Raw genomic sequence first — 21,020 nt, forward strand, 5'->3', positions numbered from 1 at the left:
CATCGCCCGTCTCGCGCTGGGCATCGTCTCGCTGCCGTCCATGGCGGCTCCTCTCTCGCCCGCCTGTGTCTCCCTCCTTGCCAATCTCTCTCGCTGTCACCAAGCGCCCCCAATTTGCGGTACGCTTAAATCTGGTATGCGTAAGCGCGGGTGCGCTCGGCAGCTCCCGCGTCGTCGTCCAAGGAGGACACATGTCGAAGATTGCCGCACCCATCGACGCGACCCAGACCCCCGAGTGGGCCGCACTCAAGGCGCACCACGACCAGCTCGTGGCCGATAAGTTCACCCTCAAGGACGCCTTCGCCACCGACGACAAGCGCGTCGAGAAGCTCTCGTTCGAGATGAGCGACCTGCACTTTGACCTGTCCAAGGACCTCATCACCGACGAGACGGTCAAGCTGCTCTGCGACCTTGGCCGCGCCGTGAAGGTCGAGGAGCGCCGTGACGCCATGTACGCCGGCGAGCACATCAACACCACCGAGGACCGCGCCGTGCTCCACACCGCGCTGCGCCGCCCCGCCAGCCAGAAGGGCCAGTTCGTCGTCGACGGCCAGGACACCGTGGCCGACGTCCACGAGATCCTCGACCGCATGTACGCCTTCGCCGAGCGCGTCCGCTCCGGCGAGTGGAAGGGCGTCACGGGCAAGCGCATCGAGCACGTCATGAGCGTGGGCATCGGTGGCTCCGACCTCGGCCCGGTCATGGCCTACGAGGCGCTCAAGCCCTACGCCGACGCCGGCATCGACTGCCGCTTCGTCTCCAACATCGACCCCAACGACATGGCCGAGAAGGTCAAGGGCCTCGACCCCGAGACCACGCTCGTAATCGTCGTCTCCAAGACGTTCACCACGCTCGAGACCATCACCAACGCCCGCGAGGCCCGCACCTGGCTGCTCGACACCCTGCGTGAGCAGGGCGCCATCGACGGCTCCGACGAGCAGAGCGCCGAGGCCATCAAGAAGCACTTCGTGGCCGTCTCAACCAACCTCGAGCTCGTCGAGCAGTTTGGCATCGACCCCGAGAACGCCTTTGGCTTCTGGAACTGGGTTGGCGGCCGCTACTCCGTCGACTCCGCCGTGGGCCTGGCCCTCATTATCGCCTTTGGCCCCGAGCGCTTCTCCGAGCTGCTCTCCGGCTTCCACGACGTCGACGCCTACTTCAAGAACACGCCGCTCGAGGAGAACGTCGTGGCCCTCATGGGCCTCATGAACGTCTGGTACGTGAACTTCTGGGGCATGGGCAGCCACGCCGTGCTCCCGTACAACCAGTACCTGCACCGCTTCCCGGCCTACCTGCAGCAGCTCACGATGGAGTCCAACGGCAAGTCGACCCGCTGGGACGGCACGCCGGTCACGAGCGAGACGGGCGAGGTCTTCTGGGGCGAGGCCGGCACCAACGGCCAGCACGCCTTTTACCAGCTCATTCACCAGGGCACCCGCGCTATCCCCGCAGACTTTATTGCCTTCGTGAACACGCCCAACCCCACCAAGGACGGCGACCAGGACGTCCACGAGCTGTTCCTGGGCAACTTCCTCGCCCAGACCAAGGCCCTCGCCTTTGGCAAGACGGCCGACGAGGTGCGCGCCGAGGGCACGGCCGAGTGGATGGTGCCGGCCCGCGTCTTCACGGGCAACCGTCCCACGACCTCGATCTTTGGCGAGGCCCTGACCCCGCACGCGCTGGGCGAGCTCATTGCCCTGTACGAGCACATCACCTTTGTCGAGGGCACCGTCTGGGGCCTCGACTCCTATGACCAGTGGGGCGTCGAGCTGGGCAAGCAGCTTGCCAAGCAGATCACCCCGGCCTTCCACGACGACGAGGCCCTCGCCAAGCAGGACGCGAGCACCCAGGCCCTCATCGCCTACTACCGCGCCCACAGGAAGTAAGTTCTGGCTTTGATACACTTGAGGGGCCGTACCTGCGCGTACGGCCCCTTTTTTATCTCGAGAGGAGCCCTTCGTGAGCCAGTCTTCCGCCCCGTCCACGCCCCGCTTTGACGCCGTCGTCTTCGACATGGACGGCGTGCTCGTCGACTCCGAGGCCCTCTACATCCGCGAGTTCGAGGCCTTCTCCAACGCGCTGGGCCTCGACGTGACGCAGGAGGAGCTCCTGGCCCAGGTGGGTGCCTCGCACCAGGTGTTCCAGCGCATGATCGCAGACGTGCTGCGCCGCAACGGCATCGAGGTGGCGGGCCCCGAGGAGGCCGAGAGGGTCTACGAGGACTGGGCACGCGAGAACTACGTGCGCAACTATGGGCAGATCATGAACCCCGGCGTGCCCCAGACGCTCGACGCCCTGCGCGAGGCGGGCGTGCGCGTGGCGCTTGCGTCGTCCGCGCCCATGCGGTTCATCCACGAGGCGCTGGGTCAGTGCGGCATCGACGACAAGTTCGAGCTGTTCGTTTCGGGCGAGCAGTTCCGCGAGAGCAAGCCCAACCCAGAGATCTATCTCCACGCGTGCGAGCGCCTGGGGCTCGAGCCTGCGCACTGCGCCTGCGTGGAGGACTCGTTCTACGGCATCGCCGCTGGCAAGGCGGCCGGCATGTATGTGATCGCCAGGCGCGAGGAACGCTTTGGCTTCTCCCAGGATGCGGCGAACGTCATCGTCGACCAGATTCCCGATCTGCTGTCCGTGGTGCTGGGGTAGGGGTAACGTCGTATTTGGTCTTCGCTATGCCGACGTATCGTTGCGTCAGCTGACTCGATACCATGGCCGGTGTCCAAAGAAAGAGGCCCGCGAGCTGCGGGCCTCTTCTCGTGGGCTGGGTTGTGAGGTTGCCGGGCGCGTGGCCTGGCAACCTTGCGGGCTACTCCTTGATGGCGCCGAGGTGCTTGAGCATGTCGTGGTAGCGCTGGGCGCTCATCGCGCGCTTGGGCACCAGGACGTACTTGTTGCCGGCGTAGGCGAGCACGGCGAGCTCGGAGCCAAGCTTGGCCTCGCGCAGGCTCGAGATGGGCAGCGTGTCGGTGCCCTTGGGCGAGGTGACCTCGAGCTCGGTCTCGTATACGTGGATGGTGCGGCGGCGCTCGTCGGCGGCCATGAGGGCGGTGTTGAGGCCGGCGTTGCGCAGACGGCGCAGGCACAGCTGGGGCCAGCGGTCCGAGACGGCCCACAGCACGACCTCGACCACGACCAGGCCCACCAGGAGCGGCGTCATGTCCCTGGTGACGGGCGAGATGGCCGCGATGACGATGACGACGAGCATGCCGATGCTTGCGACGCCGGCGGGGTTGCGCATCTTGTCGCCGGCGATGATGTGGGCGGCCTCGTCGACCAGCTGGGCCGATAGGTCATACTTGAGGTTGAACAGCGGCTCGGGCTTGTTCGCCGCCGCGTTTGAATTGGCCATGCTTGGCTCCTTTGTGCGTTGGGTGTGCAGGAGTGATTGTAGCGTGCCGCCCGCCTCGGCGCTCATTGCGCTGGGGCGGGCGGCACGTGTTGGGTCATATGCTTTGGGCGAGAATGGCGTGCGGGCTCATGCGGGCGCCGCTTGTGGCGTTGTCGCTGCTGCGCGCTCGCGGCCCTTTACCTGCTAGTAGATGCCGCGGTTGCGGCCGGCACGGTCGCCCACGCGGCGACGGGGCTTGCCACCGCGGCCGCGGCCCGCGCTCTGGCCGCCCTGGTTGCCCCGCTCGCGGCGGGCGTTGCCCTGCGCCTGCGGCTCCTGGTTGCGGCCGCGCTCGGCACGATTGGCGCCGCCACGCCTGCCGCCACGGCTACGCTGCTTGCGCTCGCCGTCGCTCAGCAGCTCGTACTCCTCCATCTCGCGGCGCGAGAGCTTGGCGCTGCCCGGCTTGGCGCCGCCCTTGCCGCCGTTGCGGCGGGCCTTGGCGTCCCTGCCGCCCTGCTCGCGCGCGCCGCCCTTTTCGGGAGCGCCGGCCTTGGCGGCCTTCTGGGGCTTGGTGCCCTTGGCAGGCTTGGCCGGAATCTCGGCGCGCTTCTCGGCACGGGCCTCGGTGGCCGCGGCGTTGGCCTTGGCTCCCGAGTGCTTCCTGCCACCGCGCTTCTTGCGGCCCTTCTTGGCGGGGTGCGTGTTGGCCGGGTCGCGCTCGGGGTCGAGCTCGACGGGATTCTCGCCCAGCTCGAGCTCGACCTTGGGCTTGTAGGTGGGAACGGCCTTGCCCATGAGGCGCTCGCAGGCAAAGAGGTCGTCGCGGTCGTTCTCGGTCACAAAGGTGAGCGCCCAGCCCGCCTCGCCGGCGCGGCCCGTGCGGCCAATGCGGTGGATGTAGTCCTCGGGGTCAACCGGTACGTCGAAGTTCACGACGTAGCGCACGTCGGACACGTCGATGCCGCGGGCCAGCACGTCGGTGGCCACGAGCACGTCGCAGCTGCCGTTGCGGAAGGCCTTGAGGGCGCGCTCGCGCTGGTTCTGGCTGCGGTCGCCGTGGATGGGAGCGCAGGATATCTTGGCGCGACGCAGGCGTCGGCAGCAGGCGTCGGCGCGGTGCTTGGTGCGGCAGAAGACGATGACGCGCTGGGCGCCCTCGCTCTGGAGCACCTGCGCGAGCAGGGCGTTCTTCGCCTCGAGAGACACAGGCAGCACAAACTGGTCGATCGTCTCGGCAACGGTGCCCTTGTGGGCGATCTCGACCACGGCCGGGTCGCTCACGAGGTCGCGGATGCCGCCGATGGCGCCCTCGTCGAGCGTCGCGGAGAACAGCAGCGTCTGGCGCGTGGCGGGCGTCTGGCCCACGATCTTGCGCATGGCGGGCAGAAAGCCCATGTCGAGCATGCGGTCGGCCTCGTCGAGGACGAGCACCTCGACGTCTCCTAGGTGCGCCTCGCCCTGCTCGATGAGGTCGACGAGACGACCCGGGGTGGCAACGAGGATGTCGGTGCCACGGCGAAGCGCCGCCTTCTGGGGCTCGTAGCCCACGCCGCCCACCACGGTGACGCTGTGGTGGTGCGTGCTGTTCTCGATGGTCTTGCAGACGTCGGCGATCTGCTGGGCAAGCTCGCGCGTGGGCGTCACGATGAGCATGAGGGGGCCGCGGTGACGCTCGGCGTGGCCAAGGCGGCTCATCGTGGGCAACAGGAAGGCGGCCGTCTTGCCGGTGCCGGTCTGGGCGGCGGCGAGCAGGTCGCGGCCCTGCAACACGTAGGGGATGGCCTGTGCCTGGACGGGCGAGGGAACCTCGTAGCCAAGCTCGTCCACGGCATTGAGGACGGCCTCGGAAAGGCCGAGGTCGGAGAAGGCAACGGTGGCGCCGTTGTCTGCGGTGGTGCTCTGGGTCATGTGGTTTGTTCCTATCTGCGGGGCGTGCCCCATAAAAGCGCCCCACGCTCGCGGGCGCAGGGCTACCGATGGTCGATTCGTTGCTACCACTGTAGCCGAACTGTGCTTAGCCCGTGCCCCAGACGCGGTACGCTGTGTGCAAACTGTGGTATATAGCTGGGACGTCTTTGTGGACAAGGAGCGCGCGATGGGGGACCAAACGAACGATGAGTGGTGGCGTCACGACGAGCCTGCCGTGAACGAGCGCCATGCGTCCGCACCCTCGTCCGGCCGCCCCTCCCGCGCGGGTGGCGCCGCCGGGCAGGGAGCCCGCGACGCCCGCGGCTCGCGCGGCGTCCGCGATGCCCACGGCGGCCGCGTGAGCTCGCCGCGCCCGGTGCGCGAGGGCCGCACCGTTCGTCCCGAGACGGGCCGGCGCGAGGCCGCCTCGCTGCCCAACGCCCGCAGCCGCGCCCACTCGGGCGCCCGCCCCGCGAACGGTCCCCGCGGCTACCGCCAGGGCCCGGCCCAGCGCCTCGAGTACGGCGAGTCCGAGCGCTGCGGCCGCGGCACCACGATTCCCGACGACCGCCCACCGCGCCGCAGGCCCCGCCAGCAGCGCCCGCTTGGCTGGTCACAGCATAACGTCCCGCAGTTCCGTGACACCTCGGCAAAGAACGGCGGCTGGCGCTTCCGCACGCTCTCGAGCGCGCCGGCCCAGCGCATCCCGCCCCTCGCATTTGCCGCGGCCGGCATCGTGCTGCTCGTGGTGCTCGTCGTCTTCGTCGTGCGCGGCATCTCGGGCTGCGTGTCGTCGCAGGTGACGCCCGCCGCGGAGGCGCCCACCACCACCGAGGCCGCCGCAGACGCCGCCGCTACGACCGTCGCGGCCACGACCACCGACCCCAACGCCCCTGCCACCAAGGTGCTTGCCTGCAGCAACACCGCAAGCGGCATGGGCCGCATGAGCTTCTCGGCCGTGGGCGACAACCTCATGAACGAGAACCTGCTCACCCTGGCAGATGGCTGGGCGGGCTCCGTCGGCGACGGCACCTATGACTTCTCGCCCTTCTATGCCGAGGTCGCGCCCGTGGTGCAGAGCCGGTACGACGTCTCGTTCATCAACCAGGAGACGACCCTGGGCGGCTCCGACCGCTACGACTACATGGGCTACCCCAGCTACAACACGCCCGACTCGCTGGCAGACGCCGTGGCGGACGCCGGCTGGCGCATCGTGAACACTAACAGCAACCACACCTATGACACCTGGACGCCCTCGATCGAGCACGCCCAGCAGGTGTGGGACGCCAAGACCGGACTCGTGACCATTGGCAGCTACGCCAGCGAGGCCGACCGCGACACCGTGCGCGTCGTCGAGTGCAACGGCATCAGGCTCGCGGCCCTCTCGTACTGCTATGGCCAGAACGGCTACGAGCAGAGCGACCTGCCCAACGACTACTACGCCGTGCCCTACGACGAGACCAAGATGCGCTCCGACGTCGAGCGTGCCCGCCAGGTGGCAGACGTCGTGCTCGTCTACATGCACTGGGGCGAGGAGTACACCAACGGCGCGAGCGACGAGCAGAGGGCCATCGCCCAGGTGTGCGCCGACATCGGCGTCGACGTCGTCATTGGCAGCCACGTGCACGTGATCCAGCCGGTTGAGTGGGTGAGCCGCTCGGGCGGCGGCAAGATGCTGTGCGCCTATGGCCTGGGCGACTTTGTCTCGGGCTACCAGAACAGCCCCAACTGCATCCTCAGCGGCATGCTGAGCTGCGACTTCGTTCGCGTGGGCGAGGACGCACAGGATGGCGAGGACGTGGGCCCCGGCGGCATCGCGGTGCGCAACGTCGTGTGGTACCCGCTCGTGGAGCACATGGTGGGCAACACCGACGTCGTGCGCTTCGTAAAGGGCTACACGGCCGATGACGCCAACGCCAACGAACTGCTGAGCAGCGTGGACGACCCCACGACCTGGCCGCTCGAGAAGACCCGCGAGGTCATTGGCGACGCCATCACCATCGACGCCTAGCGCGTCGTTGCATGGGACGGCCCTGCACCATCGCCGCCCGCCTACGCCCGAGCAGTCCCTCTCCCCCTCAAAATCCTAGGAAAATGTCGTTAATCCTGTCCGCTAATAGCGATTAACGACATTTTCCTGGGAATCTGCTGCTGGCTGGGAATCTGCTGCTGGCTGGGAATCTGCTGCTGGCTGGGAATCTGCTGCTGGCTGGGAATCTGCTGCTCCGCTGGGTGCCGAGTCGCCGTGGCGTGCCGCCGCCATGGACCTGCGGCGCGTCGCCGCATAAAAGGGGCGCCCGCCTTGCATGGGAGAGACGGGCGCCATCGGGGGCGGCAGATCTTATGTGCGAGACGGACGGCGGCATGGGGCCAAATGGCGAGTGACGCCGCCTGGTGCGGGGCGCTGCCCGGGGAGTGGCGGCGCCCCGGGCAGCCTCGCGGTCGCAGAGGCGGCGTCTAGGCGTCGCGCTTCTGGCACATGAGCAGGTGGTCGGCGACCATGACGGTCTCGCCGCGCTGGTTGAGCACCTCGAGGTGCTCGGTCACGATGCCCATGTTGGCGCGCTTCTTGTGGTCCTTCTTGTCGGAGATGGTCACCACGGTGTGAATCGTGTCGCCAATGAAGACCGGCTTGATGAAGCGCAGGTGGTCGTAGCCATAGGAGAAGGCCACGGGGTTGATGAACGAGGCGGTGAGGCCAACGCCCACGCTGAAGGTCAGCGTGCCGTGGGCGATGCGCTGGCCAAACTCGGTGTTCTTGCAGAACTCGGCGTCGATGTGGTGGGGGAAGAAGTCGCCCGTCTGGCCGGCGTGGATCACGATGTCGGCCTCGGTGATGGTCTTGGCGCCCGTGGTGCGGGAGTCGCCGAGCTGGTAGTCCTCGAAGTAGCAGGCCTTCTCGTCCATGATGTGTCCTTTCGTCTGAAGCGGCGCTGTCGCCGTTGGTTGCCTGTGTGGGTAAAGCTGGCGGAGCAAGACGCGCGGGTGGAGCAGATGCCGCGGGATGTGCGCGGCGCGTGCGAGAAGAGCGGGAGACAGGTGCGCCCTAGGCCTCGAGCAGGGCGTTGTCCTGGCCCACCGTGGGCGCGGCGGGGCCGCCGTGCGGGCGCTCGCCGTCGATGACGATGGGACAGCACGTGGTCTGCACGCGGGTGCCGTTGGCGCGGCTGACCTCCTGGGTCATGTGCAGGCTCTTGAACGCCTCGGTGCCCATAAGCTTGTCCCAGGTGTAGACGTCGGCGCACCAGACGTCGGCCGGCTCGAGGATTGAGAGCCAGTGGTCGGTCGTCTGGTGGCTAAGGTGCTCGGCCACGATGGCCTTGATCTCGTCGCGCTTCGTGTGCCAGGTCTCGGAGTCGGTGTAGGCCTGCAGGGCTTCGCAGCCAACGAGCTCGCCCAGGCGGGGGATGGGGATCATCGCGAGCGCCAGGTAGCCGTCGGCGGTGGCGTAGATGCCGTAGGGCGCGTCGATGAAGGCGTTGGCGTTGTTGATGGCACTGCGTTCGGGGGCCTTGTGGCCGTCGTTGAGGTAGGTGGTGAAGACCTCGAACTGGGCGTCGAGCAGCGAGCGCATGAGGTCGACCTCGACGTGCGCGCCCTGACCCGTGCGCTTGGCGCGCAGGATGCCCGCGAGCAGGCCCTGGGCCAGGTGCTGGCCAGCGAACAGGTCGCCGATGGAGAGGCCCATGGGCATGGGCGGCTGGTTGGCGTTGCCGTTGAGGAAGCAGATGCCCGAGAGCGATTGGGCCAGCAGGTCCTGGCCGGGACGGCCCACCCAGGGGCCCTTCTTGCCGTAGCCGGTGATCTCGCCGTAGACGATCGCGGGGTTGAGCTCGCAGACCGTCTCGTAGTCGACGCCCAGGCGCTCGGCCACGCCGGGTCGGTAGTTCACGACCATGACGTCTGCCTCGCGAATAAGGCGCTCGAGTGCGGGGCGGCTCGCCGGGTCCTTGAGGTCGAGCGTGACGCTGCTCTTGTTGCGGTTGATGGCGTGGAACAGCGACGAGTCGCCGTCGATGTCGCAGTTGGAGATGTAGAGCGTGCGGCAGATGTCGCCGGTGCCGGGGCGCTCCACCTTGATCACGCGGGCGCCCAGGTCTGCGAGGCGCAGCGTCGCCGAGGGGGCGGAGAGGAACTGGCTCAGGTCGAGCACGGTGATGCCTTCGAGTGGCTTCATACTACTCAGCCTCCTTCTCGTCGAGGTGGAACTCACGGATGATGCGGTCGGTGTCCTCGCCCAGGCGCGGGGCGCTCTTGGAGGCGCCCAGGTCCTCGCCGGCGAAGGTGATGGGGCAGCGCGTGGTGAAGACGTGCTCGCCCTCGACGCGGCTCACGTCCTGGACAAAGTCGAGCGCGGCGAACGCGTCGGAGGCCACGAGCTTCTCCCAGGTGTAGACGTCGGAGCACCAGTAGTCGCGCTCCTGCAGAAGGCCTAGCCAGTGCTCGGTGGTGTTGGTCTGGAGCACGTCCTGGATCTTGCGCTTGATCTCGTCGCGGCGGTCGAACCAGTCGGCCTGGTTGGTGTAGGCGGCGATCTCTTCAGACCCGATGATCTGACCCAGCTCGGGCACCGAGCCCATGGCGAGCGCGATGTAGCCGTCGCTCGTCTCGTAGATGCCGTAGGGCGCGGAGAGGTAGGCGTGGGCGTTGTTGAAGGCGCTGCGCTGCGGGGCCTTGTGGCCGTCGTTGAGGTAGGTGGTGATGACCTCGAACTGCAGGTCGAGCACGCTCGCGAGCAAGCTCACCTCGACGTGGCCACCAACGCCGGTGGTCTCGCGGCGGATGAGGCAGGAGAGGATGCCCTCGGCGGCGTGGACGCCTGTGTAGGAGTCTGCGAGCGACAGGGCAAAAGGCATGGGAGGCTGGTCGGCGTTGCCGTTGAGCCAGGCGAGGCCCGACAGCGACTGGACGAGCAGGTCCTGGCCGGGCTTGGCGGCCCAGGGGCTCAGCGCGCCGTAACCCGAGATGCTGGCGTAGACCAGGCGCGGGTTGAGCTCGTGCACCTGCTCCCAGCCTAGGCCCATCTTGTCCATGACGCCGGGGCGGAAGCTCTCGATGAGCACGTCGGCCTGGGCGATGAGGCGCTTGGCCATGCTAAGGCCCTCGGGGCTCTTGGTGTTGAGCGCGATGCTCTCCTTGTTGCGGTTGATCGTGTGGAAGTTGAGGCCGTCACCGTCTGCCATGCAGCCCTCGAGCACGAGGTGGCGCGAGCCGTCGCCCACGCCGGGGCGCTCGATCTTGATGACGCGGGCGCCCAGGTCGGCGAGGCGCAGGGCCGCGGAGGGCCCGGCGAGGTACTGGCAGAAGTCAAGGACGAGGATTCCCTCGAGAGGTTTCATGGTGTCACGCTCCCCTTATGCCTTGGCGCGCGAGGCGACGTAGAGCTCGTCGAGCTTGGCGAGCGTCTCCTTGGCCGCCTGGCCTCCCTGCACGAACTCGTGCAGGATCGGGCCGGCGTTGTCCTGGAAGTAGAGGTAGCCGCTGTAGCGCGGGCGCAGGTAGGCGGCGTCGAGCGAGTCGAGGGTGTCGGCGAAGAAGCCCAGCGTGGTGCGGTTGCACTCCTCGTCGAGCCAGGCGGCGCGGTGGCCCGGCTGGCCGCCGCAGTCCGTGTAGAGCGTGCGCTGCACCTCGGGCGAGAGGGCGTACTGAACAAACGCCAGGGCCTCGTCGGCGTGCTGGGTGCCCGCCGAGATGGCGAGGCCCGTGCCGCCGAGGACGCCCTGCAGGATGCCGCCGTCGTGGTAAGTCACGACGTTCGTGGCCTTGACGGGGTGGGCGGCGTAGCCACGGCGCGAGTAGTTGACGTAGCCGTAGACCCACGGGCAGTAGACGGCCGTGTCGCTTGCGCACAGCTCCTCGGCAAGGCCGATGGGGTTGAGCGAGAAGACCTGCTCGGGGCACAGGCTCGCCAGGTGGCGCATGTCCTCGAGGACCATGAGGCCGGTCTTGGCGTCGACGACGTGGTCGGGGTCGGCCTCGTTAAAGAGGGCACCGCCGGCCGTGGCGCACATGCCGTAGAAGTCCATGAGCAGGTAGGTGGGCGTGGCGGCGTAGAGCACCTTGCCCGTGGCGGCGAGCTCGAGCACCTCGTCAAAGGTGCGGGGCAGCTCGTTGGCGGCGATCTTGTCGGGACGTGACAGGGCGATGGGCGAGGCGGCGTCGATGGGAAGGGCGCTCTGGAAGCCGTCGAAGTTGTAGCTCATGAACGACTTGCCCACCGAGTTGGCGCGCTGGTCTGCCATGAAGTCCGCCGGCAGGTGCTCGGCGAGGTTCAGCAGCACGTTGTGCTTGGCCGCAAAGCCCGCCCAGGGGTGGTCGATGATGAGGAAGTCGTAGCTGCGTGCTAGCTCCTCGATGGGCTTGCTCTCGAACTCGGAGAGCGAGCGCTTCTCCCACACGATGTCGGTGCCAGGGTTGAGCTCGCTGAAGCGCTGAGTCACGCCAACGATGGACGTGAGCCCGCGGCTGTGGTTCCAGGTGATGCCTCTCAGTGTTGCCATGTCTTCTCCCTAGAAGAGGGCGAGTGTTTTGGGGCGCGTCACTACATATATGAAAACGTGTTGCGCTGACGAAAGTGTAATTGGTAGTACCAAAGTTGTCTAGCGCGGGGGCGAAATAGCTAATTGGTAGTACCAATATTCCGCTTGCACCCAAATATCGACCGTTCGCCTTGCTGGAAAGGTCTGAATTCGCCCCGATGGTTGCAAAAGCGCACAGAGCAAACAATTATTGGTGCTACCAGAAGCGCCTACGGCATCCGCGGGCCCGGCAATCTGGCGAACCACCGCACCATTCGATTTCCCCTAATCGTCTACTGACAAAGACAAGGAGCAAAGAGATGGCAGTTGCAGGTTTTGGCGTTCTCTTGCTTGCGACCCTGTTCCAGGGCAGCTTTGGCATTTGCTTTAAGAAGTACCAACCGTTCTCGTGGGAGGCCTTCTGGGCGCTCTTCTCGATCATCGGCGTTCTGCTGATGCCGCACATCTGGGCCTTCATCGGCATCGGCGGCGACTACTTCTCCTACCTCACCCAGACCCCGACGCCCATGCTCATCGGCGGCGCCCTGGCCGGCTTCTTCTGGGGCATCAGCTCCATCTGGTACAGCCGCGCCATTGACTACATCGGCGTCTCGCTGGTCACGGGCATCAACCTGGGCCTCTCCAACCTTCTGGGCAGCCTCGTTCCCATGGCGATCCTGGGCACCTGGCCCTCGCCGAGCGTCCTCGCCCTCATCCTCGCCGGCCAGGCCGTTCTTCTCGTGGGCGTCATCGTTCTTTCCAAGGCTGGCTTCATGAAGCGCGCCGAGCAGGGCGAGACCGAGGAGCCCGGCGCCGGTGACGGCAAGAAGTCCCTGTTCATGGTTGGCTTCATCATGGCCCTCGCCTCTGGCGCCGGCTCCGCCGCGATCAACATCGGCGCCACCGCCTCCGGCACCCCCGTCAACATCGCCGTCGAGGCTGGCGTTGACCCGATGATGGCCTCCCTGCTCCAGTGGTGCGTCGTCTTCGCCGGCGGCTTCGTCGCCAACTTCTTCTACGCCCTGTACAAGCTCGTCAAGAACCACACCTTCTCCGACTACACCAAGCCTGGCTGCGGCAAGGCCTACGGCAAGGTTCTGCTGACCTCCTTCGTGTGGTTCGCCGCCCTCGGCGTCTACGGATTCGCCACGTCGCTGCTCGGCGACCTCGGCCCGGCCGTCGGTTGGGTCATGTTCAACGGCCTCGCCCTCATCGTGGCCAACGCCTGGGGCTTCAAGGACGGTGAGTGGAAGGGCTTTGAGAAGCCCAAGAAGGTCGCCCTCATCGGCAACGCCGTCATCATCGTCGCCCTCGTCATCCTGGGCATCTCTAACGGCATGTAAGCCGCCCGCCGCGCGGGCTGCCCCCTTCAGCCCGCGCGGTCCCTTCTCACAAGTATCAAAGCTCTAACTTGTACTGCGCCAACTAGCTTTCTCCATCACATGTACGGGCGACGCGTCGCCCTCACAAGCAAAGGAGTTCCAACCATGGCAGTCGACAACGTCTCCTCGATTGACGAGCTCACCTACGTCCCCGAGATGCCCGAGAAGCCCCGCCCCATCGTCTCGATCGGCACGGGCGGCATCGTCCAGGGCTCGCACTACCCGGCCTACAAGCTCGCCGGCTACCCGGTCATCGCCTGCTACGACGTGAACCTCGACAACGCCAAGAAGGCCGCTGCAGACTGGGGCGTCCCCACGGTCTGCGAGACCCTCGAGGACGCCGTGAAGGTGGGCGTCGAGGCCGGTGCCGTCTTTGACGTCGCCGTCCCGGCCAACTTCACCCGCGAGATCCTCGAGCAGCTCCCTGACGGCGCCGGCGTGCTCATGCAGAAGCCCATGGGCGAGAGCATCGAGGAGGCCCGCGCCATCCTCGAGGTTTGTCACCGCAAGAACCTTACCGCCGGCGTCAACTTCCAGCTGCGCCAGGCCCCGTACATGATCGCCGTGCGCAAGCTCATCGCCGACGGCGTCATCGGCCAGGTCGTTGATATCGACCACCGCCTCGTGGGCGAGCAGCCCTGGAACCTGTGGCCGTTCCTGTTCCCCAAGGACCGCGTGGAGATCAACTACCACTCCATCCACTACATCGACAACATCCGCAGCCTCGTCGGCGACCCCAAGGCCGTCTACTGCAAGACGATGCAGCACCCCAAGATGCGCGAGCTCGCCCAGACCCGCACCGCGATCATCATGGACTACGGCGACGACCTGCGCGTGAACCTGCACATCAACTTCAACCACAACTACGGCCGCAAGTACCAGGAGTCCACGCTCAAGATCGAGGGCCTCGAGGGCGCCATCCGCGTCAAGCTCGGCCTCATGTACGACTACCCCGAGGGCGAGCCCGACTCTGTCGAGTACATCACCTTCAAGGACGACGAGTGGAAGACCGTCCCGGTGCGCGGCAGCTGGTTCAACGAGGCCTTCATTGGCACCATGGGCGGTCTGATGAAGAAGCTCGACGACCCGAGCTACGAGTACATGAACTCCGTCGAGGACGCCTTCCACACCATGTGCGTCGTCGAGGCCTGCTACAAGTCCAGCGCCGATGGTGGCACCCCGGTCGACTACACCGAGTAGTAAATCCCAACCCTCGGGATGGGGCGCGGCCGTAGGGGGCCGCGCCCGCCTTCCCGACCTACCGCGCGCCAGCGCAACCGCGAAGGAGCACCTCCGCCCATGATGAACATCATCGATACTCACGTGCACGTCTGGGACCTCGACAACTACCGCCTCCCGTGGCTCGACGGCGAGGGCCCCACCCTCAAGCGCAGCTACTCGGTCGAGGACTACAAGTCCCTGTGCGACGAGTCCCACGGCTACCACGTGGAGCAGGCGGTCTACATCGAGGTCGACATGGCCCACGATGAGCGTCCCCGCGAGAACGAGCTCGCTTGCCAGATGGTCGACGACCCGAACGGCATCTACGGCGCGGCCTGTATCTCGGGCAACCTCGACGAGCCGGGCTTTGACGAGTACATCACCAAGTGGGCGGGCCGTCCACAGATCCGGGGCCTGCGCCAGGTGCTCCACGTGCCCAGTGCCGCTCCCGGCACCTGCCTGGGCGAGGGCTTCCTTGCCAACGTCCGCCGCATGGGCGAGCTGGGGCTCGTCTTCGAGGGCTGCGTGCGCTGTCCCGAGCTGGGCGACCTCGTGACGGTTGCCAAGGAGTGCCCCGACACCACGATCGTGCTCAACCACATGGGCATCGTCGACGCCGACATCATGGGCGCCGCCAATCCCACGGAAGACGAGCGCGCCTATCAAGAGACCTGGAAGCGCAACATGGCCGAGCTGGGGCAGCTCGACAACGTGGTATGCAAGGTCTCGGGTCTCAACCCCATGAAGCCCTGGAGCACCGACACGCTCGCCTGCGCCGTCGACGTGGCGCTCGACGCCTTCGATGCCGACAAGGTGATGTTCGCGAGCAACTTCCCGGTGCTCCACGTGGCGATGACGCTCGACCAGTGGATTTGCGCGATGCTCGAGATGACCGAGTCGATGGACGCCGCAGACCGCGAGGCGCTCTTTGCCGAGAACGCCCGCCGCGTGTACCGCATGGGCACCCGCTAGCGCAAACGTTCGCGGCTCGGGCCTCGCGCTGCGGTGACGCCCGGTCGCACCCCACTCATCAGAAACGCCCGCGACGCGTCGCGGGCACCAAGCAAAGGAGAATCACCATGGCTCAGGTTATGCGTTTTGGCTCCGTCTCCCGCACCGATGGCGAGGAGGGCTACAAGAAGTACGCCGCCTACCACTCCAACCCCTTCGAGGGCGTCAACGAGATGATCAAGGCCTGCAACCTGCAGAACTACTCGATCTACTACTACGACGGCCTGCTCTTCTCGTACTACGAGTACGTGGGCGACGACTACGAGGCCGACATGGCCAAGATGGCCGCCGACCCCAAGACCCAGGAGTGGTGGGCCGCGGTCGTTCCCTGCATGAAGCCCCTCACCGATGACGGTCCGTGGGTCGACATGCAGGAGGTCTACCACCTCGACTAGCACCGCAAGCTACCTTTAACGATGGGCGCCACTCCCCGGCGCCCATTTCCCGGGGCGCCCGCAATGGGCGCCCGTTTTGGCAAAGCCGCAACCCGCGCAAAGGAGAAGATGATGGAAGGCCTGTACGTAGCGTCGATGGTGCCCTTCGACGAGAACGGAAAGATCAACGACGAGGTCGCCCGCGAGATGATCGAGGCGAACCTTGCCGAGGGCGCGGCCGGCTTCTTCGTTGCCGGGTCGTCGGGCGAGTGCTTCCTGCTGAGCCCCGAGGAGCACCTGCACCTCTTTGAGGTCTTTGCCGAGTACAAGGACAGGTGCACGCTCTTTGCCCACGTGGGTTCGTGCGGCACCGACGAGAGCGCGGCCTATGCCAAGGCTGCCGCCGAGATGGGCTACCAACGTATCGCCGCCACGCCGCCCATCTACTTTGGCTACTCCTCGGCCGCGGTCGCCGGCTACTACGACGACATTGCGAGCGCGGTGGGCCACGGCGTCTACTACTACAACATCCCCATGAACACCAAGCGCACGCTCAACCTCTACGACGCCGACACCCGTGCGATGTTCGCCTCGGGCTCGATCGCGGGCGTGAAGCACACCAACCTCGACCTCTACGAGATGGAGCGTCTGCGCGCCATCAACCCCGAGCTCAAGTGCTTTGGCGGCTTTGAGAACGAGATGGTTGCGTTCATGGCGATGGGCTGCGACGGCTTCATCGGCTCGACGTTCAACTTCATGCTGCCGCATTACCTCAAGGTGTACGGGGCCTTCAACGCCGGCCGCCTCGACGAGGCCCGCGAGCTGCAGGTCAAGGCCAACAACATCATGGAGGCCATCATGGGCGAGGGGCTGTTCCCCTCGATCAAGCACATCCTGGCCAAGCGCGGCGTGGCCGTGGGCCAGATGCGCAAGCCGTTCCTACCCCTCTCCGAGGAGGCGGCCGCCCACGTCGACGCCGTCGTGGCGGAGAACCTCGTCAAGTAGGTTGGGGCGCGCCGGGCGGCAGGGTGGAGGAAGGGCTTCCCTTGCCGCAGGCTGCCTGCGTGCTGCCGAGGCGCACTGCTCATCTCGGCCTGCTCATGAATGAGGCCCTGACTGCTGGAAGGGAGCAGCGGGGCCTCTCTTTGTTGCGATGCTGGTTGCGGCGGTGCGCCGCGTTCGTGATTCTCGGCCAAACGCGAGCGCGCTCCTCACTTCCAACTCTCAAGTGCGCACTTTGCTTCCAGCTCTCAAGCGCGCCTCACTTCCAATTCTCATAATCCTAGGAAAACGGGGATATATCTATCCGCTAAAAGGCCATATCGCCATAATCCTAGGATTTTGAGCAGAGTGCGGCGTGCGGGCATGCGGCGTGCGGCGTGCGGGGGTGCAGCATGCGAGCGTGCAACCTGCGGGTATACGGCCCGCGGCTGTGTTTCTCGGCCTGGTGCGCCGCTACTCGGTGGTGAGCTGGCTGATCGAGTTGGCGAAGAAGCCGTCGATGTTGGAGACCACGCGCGAGCGGTCGTCTTGGGCAAACGACTTGAGCACCTTGACGCGCCACAGGATGGCGCTCTCCTTGGAGGTGGGCATCGACAGGATCTGCAGGGCGCTGTCGTGGCGCAGCACGATCATGGTCTGCATGAGCTTGTCGTAGATGCCGTTGCCGCAGTTGGCGCCCACGTAGGTGTCGATCTCGTCGATGAGCTGGCAGAACGCCTCGCCCGAGACCTCGTTCGTGTCGAGCGAGAAGAGCTTGTCGGCGTAGTCCTGCAGCGTGTCGACCACCTCGTCGGTCCGGCGGTCGAAACACGAGAGGTAGACGGTACCCTCGATGAGCTTGCGCGCATCATAGAGGTTCTCGTAGTCAGAGATCTCGCGATGATAGCTCCACAGGATGGTCTCGCGCGGAATCTGGGCGCTCTGTTCGGCCACGAACGAGCCGCCGCCGGGGCGAATGTCGATGAGGCCGATGAGCGACAGGGCGCGCAGGGCCTCGCGGATGCGGCTGCGGGTGACGCCGAACATCTCGGCCAGGGAGCGCTCGTCGGGAAGACGCTCGCCGGGAGCAAGCTCGCCGGAGGTAATCTGCTCGGCCAGCTGGTTCATGATCTGCTCGGTGAGGGTTTCCTTCTTGACGGGCTTGACTTCCATGGCGTGCTTCCGTTCCTGCGCGAGTGCTTAATATCGCAAGTTTACCCGAAAAAGCGCTGCTATTTGACGCGATGAATCCCACTTGACATGTTTGCGCCCGCCTTGGCTCCCGCAGTTGTCCCGTCGCATCCTCTCCATCCCGTCTCGCCCCTTCCTCGATTTCTGCGCGCTCATCCGCTCCCTCTCTCGCAGATTCCTAGGAAAATGCCGTTAACGCTGTCCGCTAATTGCGGTTAACGACACAATCCTAGGAATCTGGATTTGGGGAAGCGCGCTACGGCGGGCGAGGCGGTGCCCGGCGGGCGCTGCGACGGGTAGGGGGGCACTACGGCGGGCGAGGCGGTGGCGGGCAGGGGCGCTGCTGTGGGGAAGCGCGCTGCGGTGGGCGAGGCAGTGGCTGGCGGGCGAGGCGGTGGCCGGCGGGCGCCTGCCCGCAACGTGCGGGAAACGCGCCAGCGCCGCCGGCGTGGTAGGGTAGCGGCGTTGCTCAACCGCCATCGCGAGGAGAACGCATGCAAGAGCTCAGCCAGCGCACGTCGCAGTTCACGGACTCTGTGATTCGCCGCATGACGCGCGTCTCCATGAAGTATGACGCCATCAACCTGTCCCAGGGCTTCCCCGACTTCGACCCGCCCGCGGCCATCACCGACCGCCTGGCCGAGGTGGCCCACACCGGCCCCCACCAGTACGCGATCACCTGGGGTGCCCCCAACTTCCGCGTCGCACTCGCCGCAAAAGCAGAGCCCACGCATGAACCTCGACATCGACCCCGAGACGCAGATTGTCGTGACCTGCGGCTCCACCGAGGCCATGATGTGCTCGGTCATGACGGTCACCAACCCCGGTGACCGCGTCGTGATCTTCTCGCCGTTCTACGAGAACTACGGCGCCGACACGATCCTGTGCGGGGCCGAGCCCACCTACGTAGAGCTGCGCGCGCCCGAGTTCACCTTTGACGAGGCCGAGCTCGAGACCGCCTGCGCCAAGAGCGGTACCAAGGCCCTCATCCTATGCAACCCCTCCAACCCCACGGGCCACGTCTTTACGCGCTCCGAGCTGGAGTTCATTGCCAAGATGGCCGAGAAGTACGACTTGTGGGTCATCACCGACGAGGTCTACGAGCACATCGTCTACGCGCCCTACGAGCACATCTACTTCGCGAGCCTGTCCGGCATGGCGCAGCGCACCCTGAGCTGCAGCTCGCTGTCGAAGACCTACAGCATGACCGGTTGGCGCCTGGGCTACGTCATCGCCCCCGCCGACGTCATCGACCGCGCCCGCAAGGTGCACGACTTCCTCACCGTGGGCGTCGCCGCGCCCCTCATGGAGGCGGCCGTCGCGGGCCTCGAGCTGCCGCAGTCCTACTACGACGAGCTCACGGCCCTCTACACCCACAAGCGTGACCTGTTCTGCGGTGGCCTGCGCGACCTGGGCTTTGACTTCGTCGAGCCGCAGGGCGCCTGCTACGTCATGGCCAACGTCTCGTCCCTGGGCTACGCCGACGACTACGACTGCGCCGTCGACCTGTGCCGCAAGGTGGGCGTGGGCACGGTTCCCGGCTCATGCTTCTTCGAGGCGCCCGAGCACCGCTTCGTGCGCTTTCACTTCGCCAAGTCCGACGAGGTCCTCAAGGCCGCGCTCGACCGCCTCGACGGCTGGCGCGAAAAGATGGCCCAGTAGGGGGCGGGGCGCCGCCGACCGGCGCCTGGCGCCTCGACAGCTACCTGTGCGGCGCTCGGTAGTTTGCACCTTGATGCCAGCCGTTTGGCAAAAGCCCTGCTCGCGCAGAGCGTTTGCCGCGGTTACGCATCGTTAACAAAAAAGTCCTTGCGCCGGGTAGGGTTTGGCGCGTATAGTCGCTGCCAACAAGCGCACGAGGCGCTAATCGACCCCAAGAGAGGAGTGCACCATGTTCCAGTCCATGAACAACAACTGGTGGTGGCGCAACTCGATCTCTCTCGGTCGATGGTGAGTCTTGTCGCGCCACATCTACGCGAAGCAAAAGGGCTCCCGGTTCGACCGGGGGCCCTTTTTTCGTAGCTCGGCGGCGTGCCCGAGCGGGGCGGCTCCCCACGGCTAAGCGCGCAACCCCTCAGCAAACAGGCCCGACGACCACAGGCCAGACGAAAGGATCACCACCATGTCCGAGAACAACCGGCAGGCTCGCACCGTCAACACCAACGACCGCGACAAGCTCGACCTCCAGGCCCTCGTCCTGCTCGCGGTGCTGCTCGCCGCCGGCTTCATCCTCAACTTCACCGTCGGTAAGGCCATCTCCTCGATCTCAGGCGGCATGATCAGCCCCGAGTTCATCATCTCGGCCTTCTGCCTCACGATCCTGGTTGTGCGCCCCAACATCGGCCAGGCGCTCATCATCGGCCTCATCTCGGCCGCCGTCATCCAGATCACGACGACCTCACCGTTCATCGACTTCGCCGCCGAGGGCGTCGCCGCCATGCTCATGGCCGGCATCGTGGGCGCCGCCTCCAAGAAGGGTGGCGTCTCCGCCCCCGCCGCGGCCGTCGCCACCTTCGTGACCACCGCGGTCTCCGGCCTCATCTTCATGGTCATCAAGATCGCGATGGTGGGCGCCGCCGAGCAGCTCGCCGCCGCCATGGCGCCGGTCGTGCTCCTCACCGCCGTGTTCAACGCCATCCTGGTTGGCGCCCTCTACGTGCCCATCAAGAAGGCCCTGAAGCTCAACGACTAGCACCAGACCCTGTCGAGACTAACCAACAAACGCTAGCTCAAAGCCCATAGGCACATTCTCGCGCCCCGTGCGCCCACAGAGAGGAAGCCATCATGGCCACCGAAGCCCGCACCGTCTCCGCCTCCGCCAAGTCCACCGGCCTCGTCGACATCAAGTCACTCGTCCTGCTCGCCATCCTGCTCGCCGCCGGCTTCATCCTCAACATGACGCTTGGCAACGCCCTCGCCATTGTGGGTATCAAGCCGCAGTTCATCATCGCCGCCTACGCCCTCACGATTGCCCTCACCAACGCCAACCTCGGCAAGTAACATCGATACCATGGAGGGGCGCCATCGCGGGCGCCCCTTTCTTGCGCCGCCACCGTGCGCGGCAGCGCGGGCAAGCAGGCCCCGCGCCCGCCACCTGGCGACG

General features: G+C 66.2%; 18 protein-coding genes. 11 read left to right on the top strand and 7 right to left on the bottom strand.

Translation table 11 applies throughout. The annotated features are described in order from the left end of the window. The first annotated feature begins 191 nt into the window (after nucleotides 1-191). Both pgi and Q3866_RS00800 read left to right on the top strand, forming a co-directional pair. Nucleotides 192-1,886 carry a glucose-6-phosphate isomerase gene (gene pgi / locus Q3866_RS00795; RefSeq protein WP_301828871.1) on the top strand — a complete coding sequence of 565 codons (1,695 nt, stop codon included), beginning with the start codon at nucleotides 192-194 and terminating at the stop codon, nucleotides 1,884-1,886. A 73-nt stretch (nucleotides 1,887-1,959) separates the two neighbouring features. After that, entirely contained in the window at nucleotides 1,960-2,646 is a 687-nt protein-coding gene (locus Q3866_RS00800; protein ID WP_301828872.1) for an HAD family phosphatase, read from the top strand. A 160-nt stretch (nucleotides 2,647-2,806) separates the two neighbouring features. Here Q3866_RS00800 and Q3866_RS00805 read toward each other — a convergent pair whose 3' ends face one another. Both Q3866_RS00805 and Q3866_RS00810 read right to left on the bottom strand, forming a co-directional pair. Further along, entirely contained in the window at nucleotides 2,807-3,349 is a 543-nt protein-coding gene (locus Q3866_RS00805; protein WP_293674328.1) for a hypothetical protein, read from the bottom strand. Between the two features lie 183 nt (nucleotides 3,350-3,532). Beyond that, complete coding sequence (locus tag Q3866_RS00810) at nucleotides 3,533-5,239, bottom strand: DEAD/DEAH box helicase (RefSeq protein ID WP_301828874.1); 1,707 nt, start codon at nucleotides 5,237-5,239, stop codon at nucleotides 3,533-3,535. 187 nt (nucleotides 5,240-5,426) lie between these two features. Here Q3866_RS00810 and Q3866_RS00815 point away from each other — a divergent pair, with 187 nt between their 5' ends. Next, the gene (locus Q3866_RS00815; protein ID WP_301828876.1) at nucleotides 5,427-7,250 is read left to right on the top strand and encodes a CapA family protein; all 1,824 of its coding nucleotides are present in this window, start codon (nucleotides 5,427-5,429) and stop codon (nucleotides 7,248-7,250) included. A 446-nt stretch (nucleotides 7,251-7,696) separates the two neighbouring features. Here Q3866_RS00815 and Q3866_RS00820 read toward each other — a convergent pair whose 3' ends face one another. The 4 genes from Q3866_RS00820 to Q3866_RS00835 form a co-directional block, all read right to left on the bottom strand. Then, nucleotides 7,697-8,146 (bottom strand): MaoC/PaaZ C-terminal domain-containing protein, encoded by a 450-nt coding sequence (locus tag Q3866_RS00820; RefSeq protein WP_293673871.1) that lies wholly within the window; start codon nucleotides 8,144-8,146, stop codon nucleotides 7,697-7,699. Between the two features lie 139 nt (nucleotides 8,147-8,285). Then, nucleotides 8,286-9,416 carry a CaiB/BaiF CoA-transferase family protein gene (locus Q3866_RS00825; RefSeq protein ID WP_301828879.1) on the bottom strand — a complete coding sequence of 377 codons (1,131 nt, stop codon included), beginning with the start codon at nucleotides 9,414-9,416 and terminating at the stop codon, nucleotides 8,286-8,288. 1 nt (nucleotide 9,417) lies between these two features. Beyond that, nucleotides 9,418-10,578: a CaiB/BaiF CoA-transferase family protein gene (locus tag Q3866_RS00830; protein WP_301828882.1), complete on the bottom strand. Its 1,161-nt coding sequence runs from the start codon at nucleotides 10,576-10,578 to the stop codon at nucleotides 9,418-9,420. Between the two features lie 15 nt (nucleotides 10,579-10,593). Further along, a complete protein-coding gene (locus Q3866_RS00835) occupies nucleotides 10,594-11,739 on the bottom strand; it encodes an ABC transporter substrate-binding protein (RefSeq protein WP_301828884.1) in 1,146 nt (381 codons plus the stop codon). Between the two features lie 338 nt (nucleotides 11,740-12,077). Here Q3866_RS00835 and Q3866_RS00840 point away from each other — a divergent pair, with 338 nt between their 5' ends. The 5 genes from Q3866_RS00840 (at nucleotide 12,078) to Q3866_RS00860 (ending at nucleotide 16,750) form a co-directional block, all read left to right on the top strand. Further along, on the top strand, nucleotides 12,078-13,100 hold the full coding sequence (locus Q3866_RS00840) for an L-rhamnose/proton symporter RhaT (RefSeq protein ID WP_301828886.1): 1,023 nt from the start codon (nucleotides 12,078-12,080) through the stop codon (nucleotides 13,098-13,100). A gap of 144 nt (nucleotides 13,101-13,244) precedes the next feature. Continuing rightward, nucleotides 13,245-14,339: a Gfo/Idh/MocA family protein gene (locus tag Q3866_RS00845; RefSeq protein WP_301828887.1), complete on the top strand. Its 1,095-nt coding sequence runs from the start codon at nucleotides 13,245-13,247 to the stop codon at nucleotides 14,337-14,339. Between the two features lie 99 nt (nucleotides 14,340-14,438). Continuing rightward, on the top strand, nucleotides 14,439-15,332 hold the full coding sequence (locus Q3866_RS00850; RefSeq protein WP_301828888.1) for an amidohydrolase: 894 nt from the start codon (nucleotides 14,439-14,441) through the stop codon (nucleotides 15,330-15,332). Between the two features lie 107 nt (nucleotides 15,333-15,439). Next, complete coding sequence (locus tag Q3866_RS00855) at nucleotides 15,440-15,766, top strand: L-rhamnose mutarotase (protein ID WP_301828890.1); 327 nt, start codon at nucleotides 15,440-15,442, stop codon at nucleotides 15,764-15,766. A gap of 111 nt (nucleotides 15,767-15,877) precedes the next feature. Further along, the gene (locus Q3866_RS00860) at nucleotides 15,878-16,750 is read left to right on the top strand and encodes a dihydrodipicolinate synthase family protein (protein WP_301828893.1); all 873 of its coding nucleotides are present in this window, start codon (nucleotides 15,878-15,880) and stop codon (nucleotides 16,748-16,750) included. Nucleotides 16,751-17,200: 450 nt separating this feature from the next. On the opposite strand, the gene Q3866_RS00865 is transcribed toward Q3866_RS00860, so the two are convergent. Next, nucleotides 17,201-17,899, bottom strand: a complete 699-nt coding sequence (locus Q3866_RS00865) for a FadR/GntR family transcriptional regulator (RefSeq protein WP_293673880.1) — start codon at nucleotides 17,897-17,899, stop codon at nucleotides 17,201-17,203. 750 nt (nucleotides 17,900-18,649) lie between these two features. Here Q3866_RS00865 and Q3866_RS00870 point away from each other — a divergent pair. The 3 genes from Q3866_RS00870 to Q3866_RS00880 all read left to right on the top strand — a co-directional run bounded on the left by Q3866_RS00870 (nucleotide 18,650) and on the right by Q3866_RS00880 (nucleotide 20,917). Then, a complete protein-coding gene (locus Q3866_RS00870; protein ID WP_301828896.1) occupies nucleotides 18,650-19,579 on the top strand; it encodes a pyridoxal phosphate-dependent aminotransferase in 930 nt (309 codons plus the stop codon). 460 nt (nucleotides 19,580-20,039) lie between these two features. Next, a complete protein-coding gene (locus Q3866_RS00875; protein ID WP_301828897.1) occupies nucleotides 20,040-20,609 on the top strand; it encodes a hypothetical protein in 570 nt (189 codons plus the stop codon). A 92-nt stretch (nucleotides 20,610-20,701) separates the two neighbouring features. After that, nucleotides 20,702-20,917 (top strand): hypothetical protein, encoded by a 216-nt coding sequence (locus tag Q3866_RS00880; RefSeq protein ID WP_301828899.1) that lies wholly within the window; start codon nucleotides 20,702-20,704, stop codon nucleotides 20,915-20,917. Nucleotides 20,918-21,020 lie beyond the last annotated feature (103 nt).

Source organism: uncultured Parolsenella sp. (genome assembly GCF_958346945.1).
In the GTDB taxonomy this organism is placed as follows: Bacteria; Actinomycetota; Coriobacteriia; order Coriobacteriales; family Atopobiaceae; genus Parolsenella.

Coding starts and splice junctions, on each gene's coding strand:
- Q3866_RS00830 (WP_301828882.1), bottom strand. CDS start 10,578: ATGAAACCTCTCGAGGGAATCCTCGTCCTTGACTTCTGCCAGTACCTC.
- Q3866_RS00840 (WP_301828886.1), top strand. CDS start 12,078: ATGGCAGTTGCAGGTTTTGGCGTTCTCTTGCTTGCGACCCTGTTCCAG.
- Q3866_RS00835 (WP_301828884.1), bottom strand. CDS start 11,739: ATGGCAACACTGAGAGGCATCACCTGGAACCACAGCCGCGGGCTCACG.
- Q3866_RS00860 (WP_301828893.1), top strand. CDS start 15,878: ATGGAAGGCCTGTACGTAGCGTCGATGGTGCCCTTCGACGAGAACGGA.
- pgi (WP_301828871.1), top strand. CDS start 192: ATGTCGAAGATTGCCGCACCCATCGACGCGACCCAGACCCCCGAGTGG.
- Q3866_RS00845 (WP_301828887.1), top strand. CDS start 13,245: ATGGCAGTCGACAACGTCTCCTCGATTGACGAGCTCACCTACGTCCCC.
- Q3866_RS00810 (WP_301828874.1), bottom strand. CDS start 5,239: ATGACCCAGAGCACCACCGCAGACAACGGCGCCACCGTTGCCTTCTCC.
- Q3866_RS00850 (WP_301828888.1), top strand. CDS start 14,439: ATGATGAACATCATCGATACTCACGTGCACGTCTGGGACCTCGACAAC.
- Q3866_RS00865 (WP_293673880.1), bottom strand. CDS start 17,899: ATGGAAGTCAAGCCCGTCAAGAAGGAAACCCTCACCGAGCAGATCATG.
- Q3866_RS00870 (WP_301828896.1), top strand. CDS start 18,650: ATGAACCTCGACATCGACCCCGAGACGCAGATTGTCGTGACCTGCGGC.
- Q3866_RS00855 (WP_301828890.1), top strand. CDS start 15,440: ATGGCTCAGGTTATGCGTTTTGGCTCCGTCTCCCGCACCGATGGCGAG.
- Q3866_RS00875 (WP_301828897.1), top strand. CDS start 20,040: ATGTCCGAGAACAACCGGCAGGCTCGCACCGTCAACACCAACGACCGC.
- Q3866_RS00880 (WP_301828899.1), top strand. CDS start 20,702: ATGGCCACCGAAGCCCGCACCGTCTCCGCCTCCGCCAAGTCCACCGGC.
- Q3866_RS00815 (WP_301828876.1), top strand. CDS start 5,427: ATGGGGGACCAAACGAACGATGAGTGGTGGCGTCACGACGAGCCTGCC.
- Q3866_RS00820 (WP_293673871.1), bottom strand. CDS start 8,146: ATGGACGAGAAGGCCTGCTACTTCGAGGACTACCAGCTCGGCGACTCC.
- Q3866_RS00805 (WP_293674328.1), bottom strand. CDS start 3,349: ATGGCCAATTCAAACGCGGCGGCGAACAAGCCCGAGCCGCTGTTCAAC.
- Q3866_RS00825 (WP_301828879.1), bottom strand. CDS start 9,416: ATGAAGCCACTCGAAGGCATCACCGTGCTCGACCTGAGCCAGTTCCTC.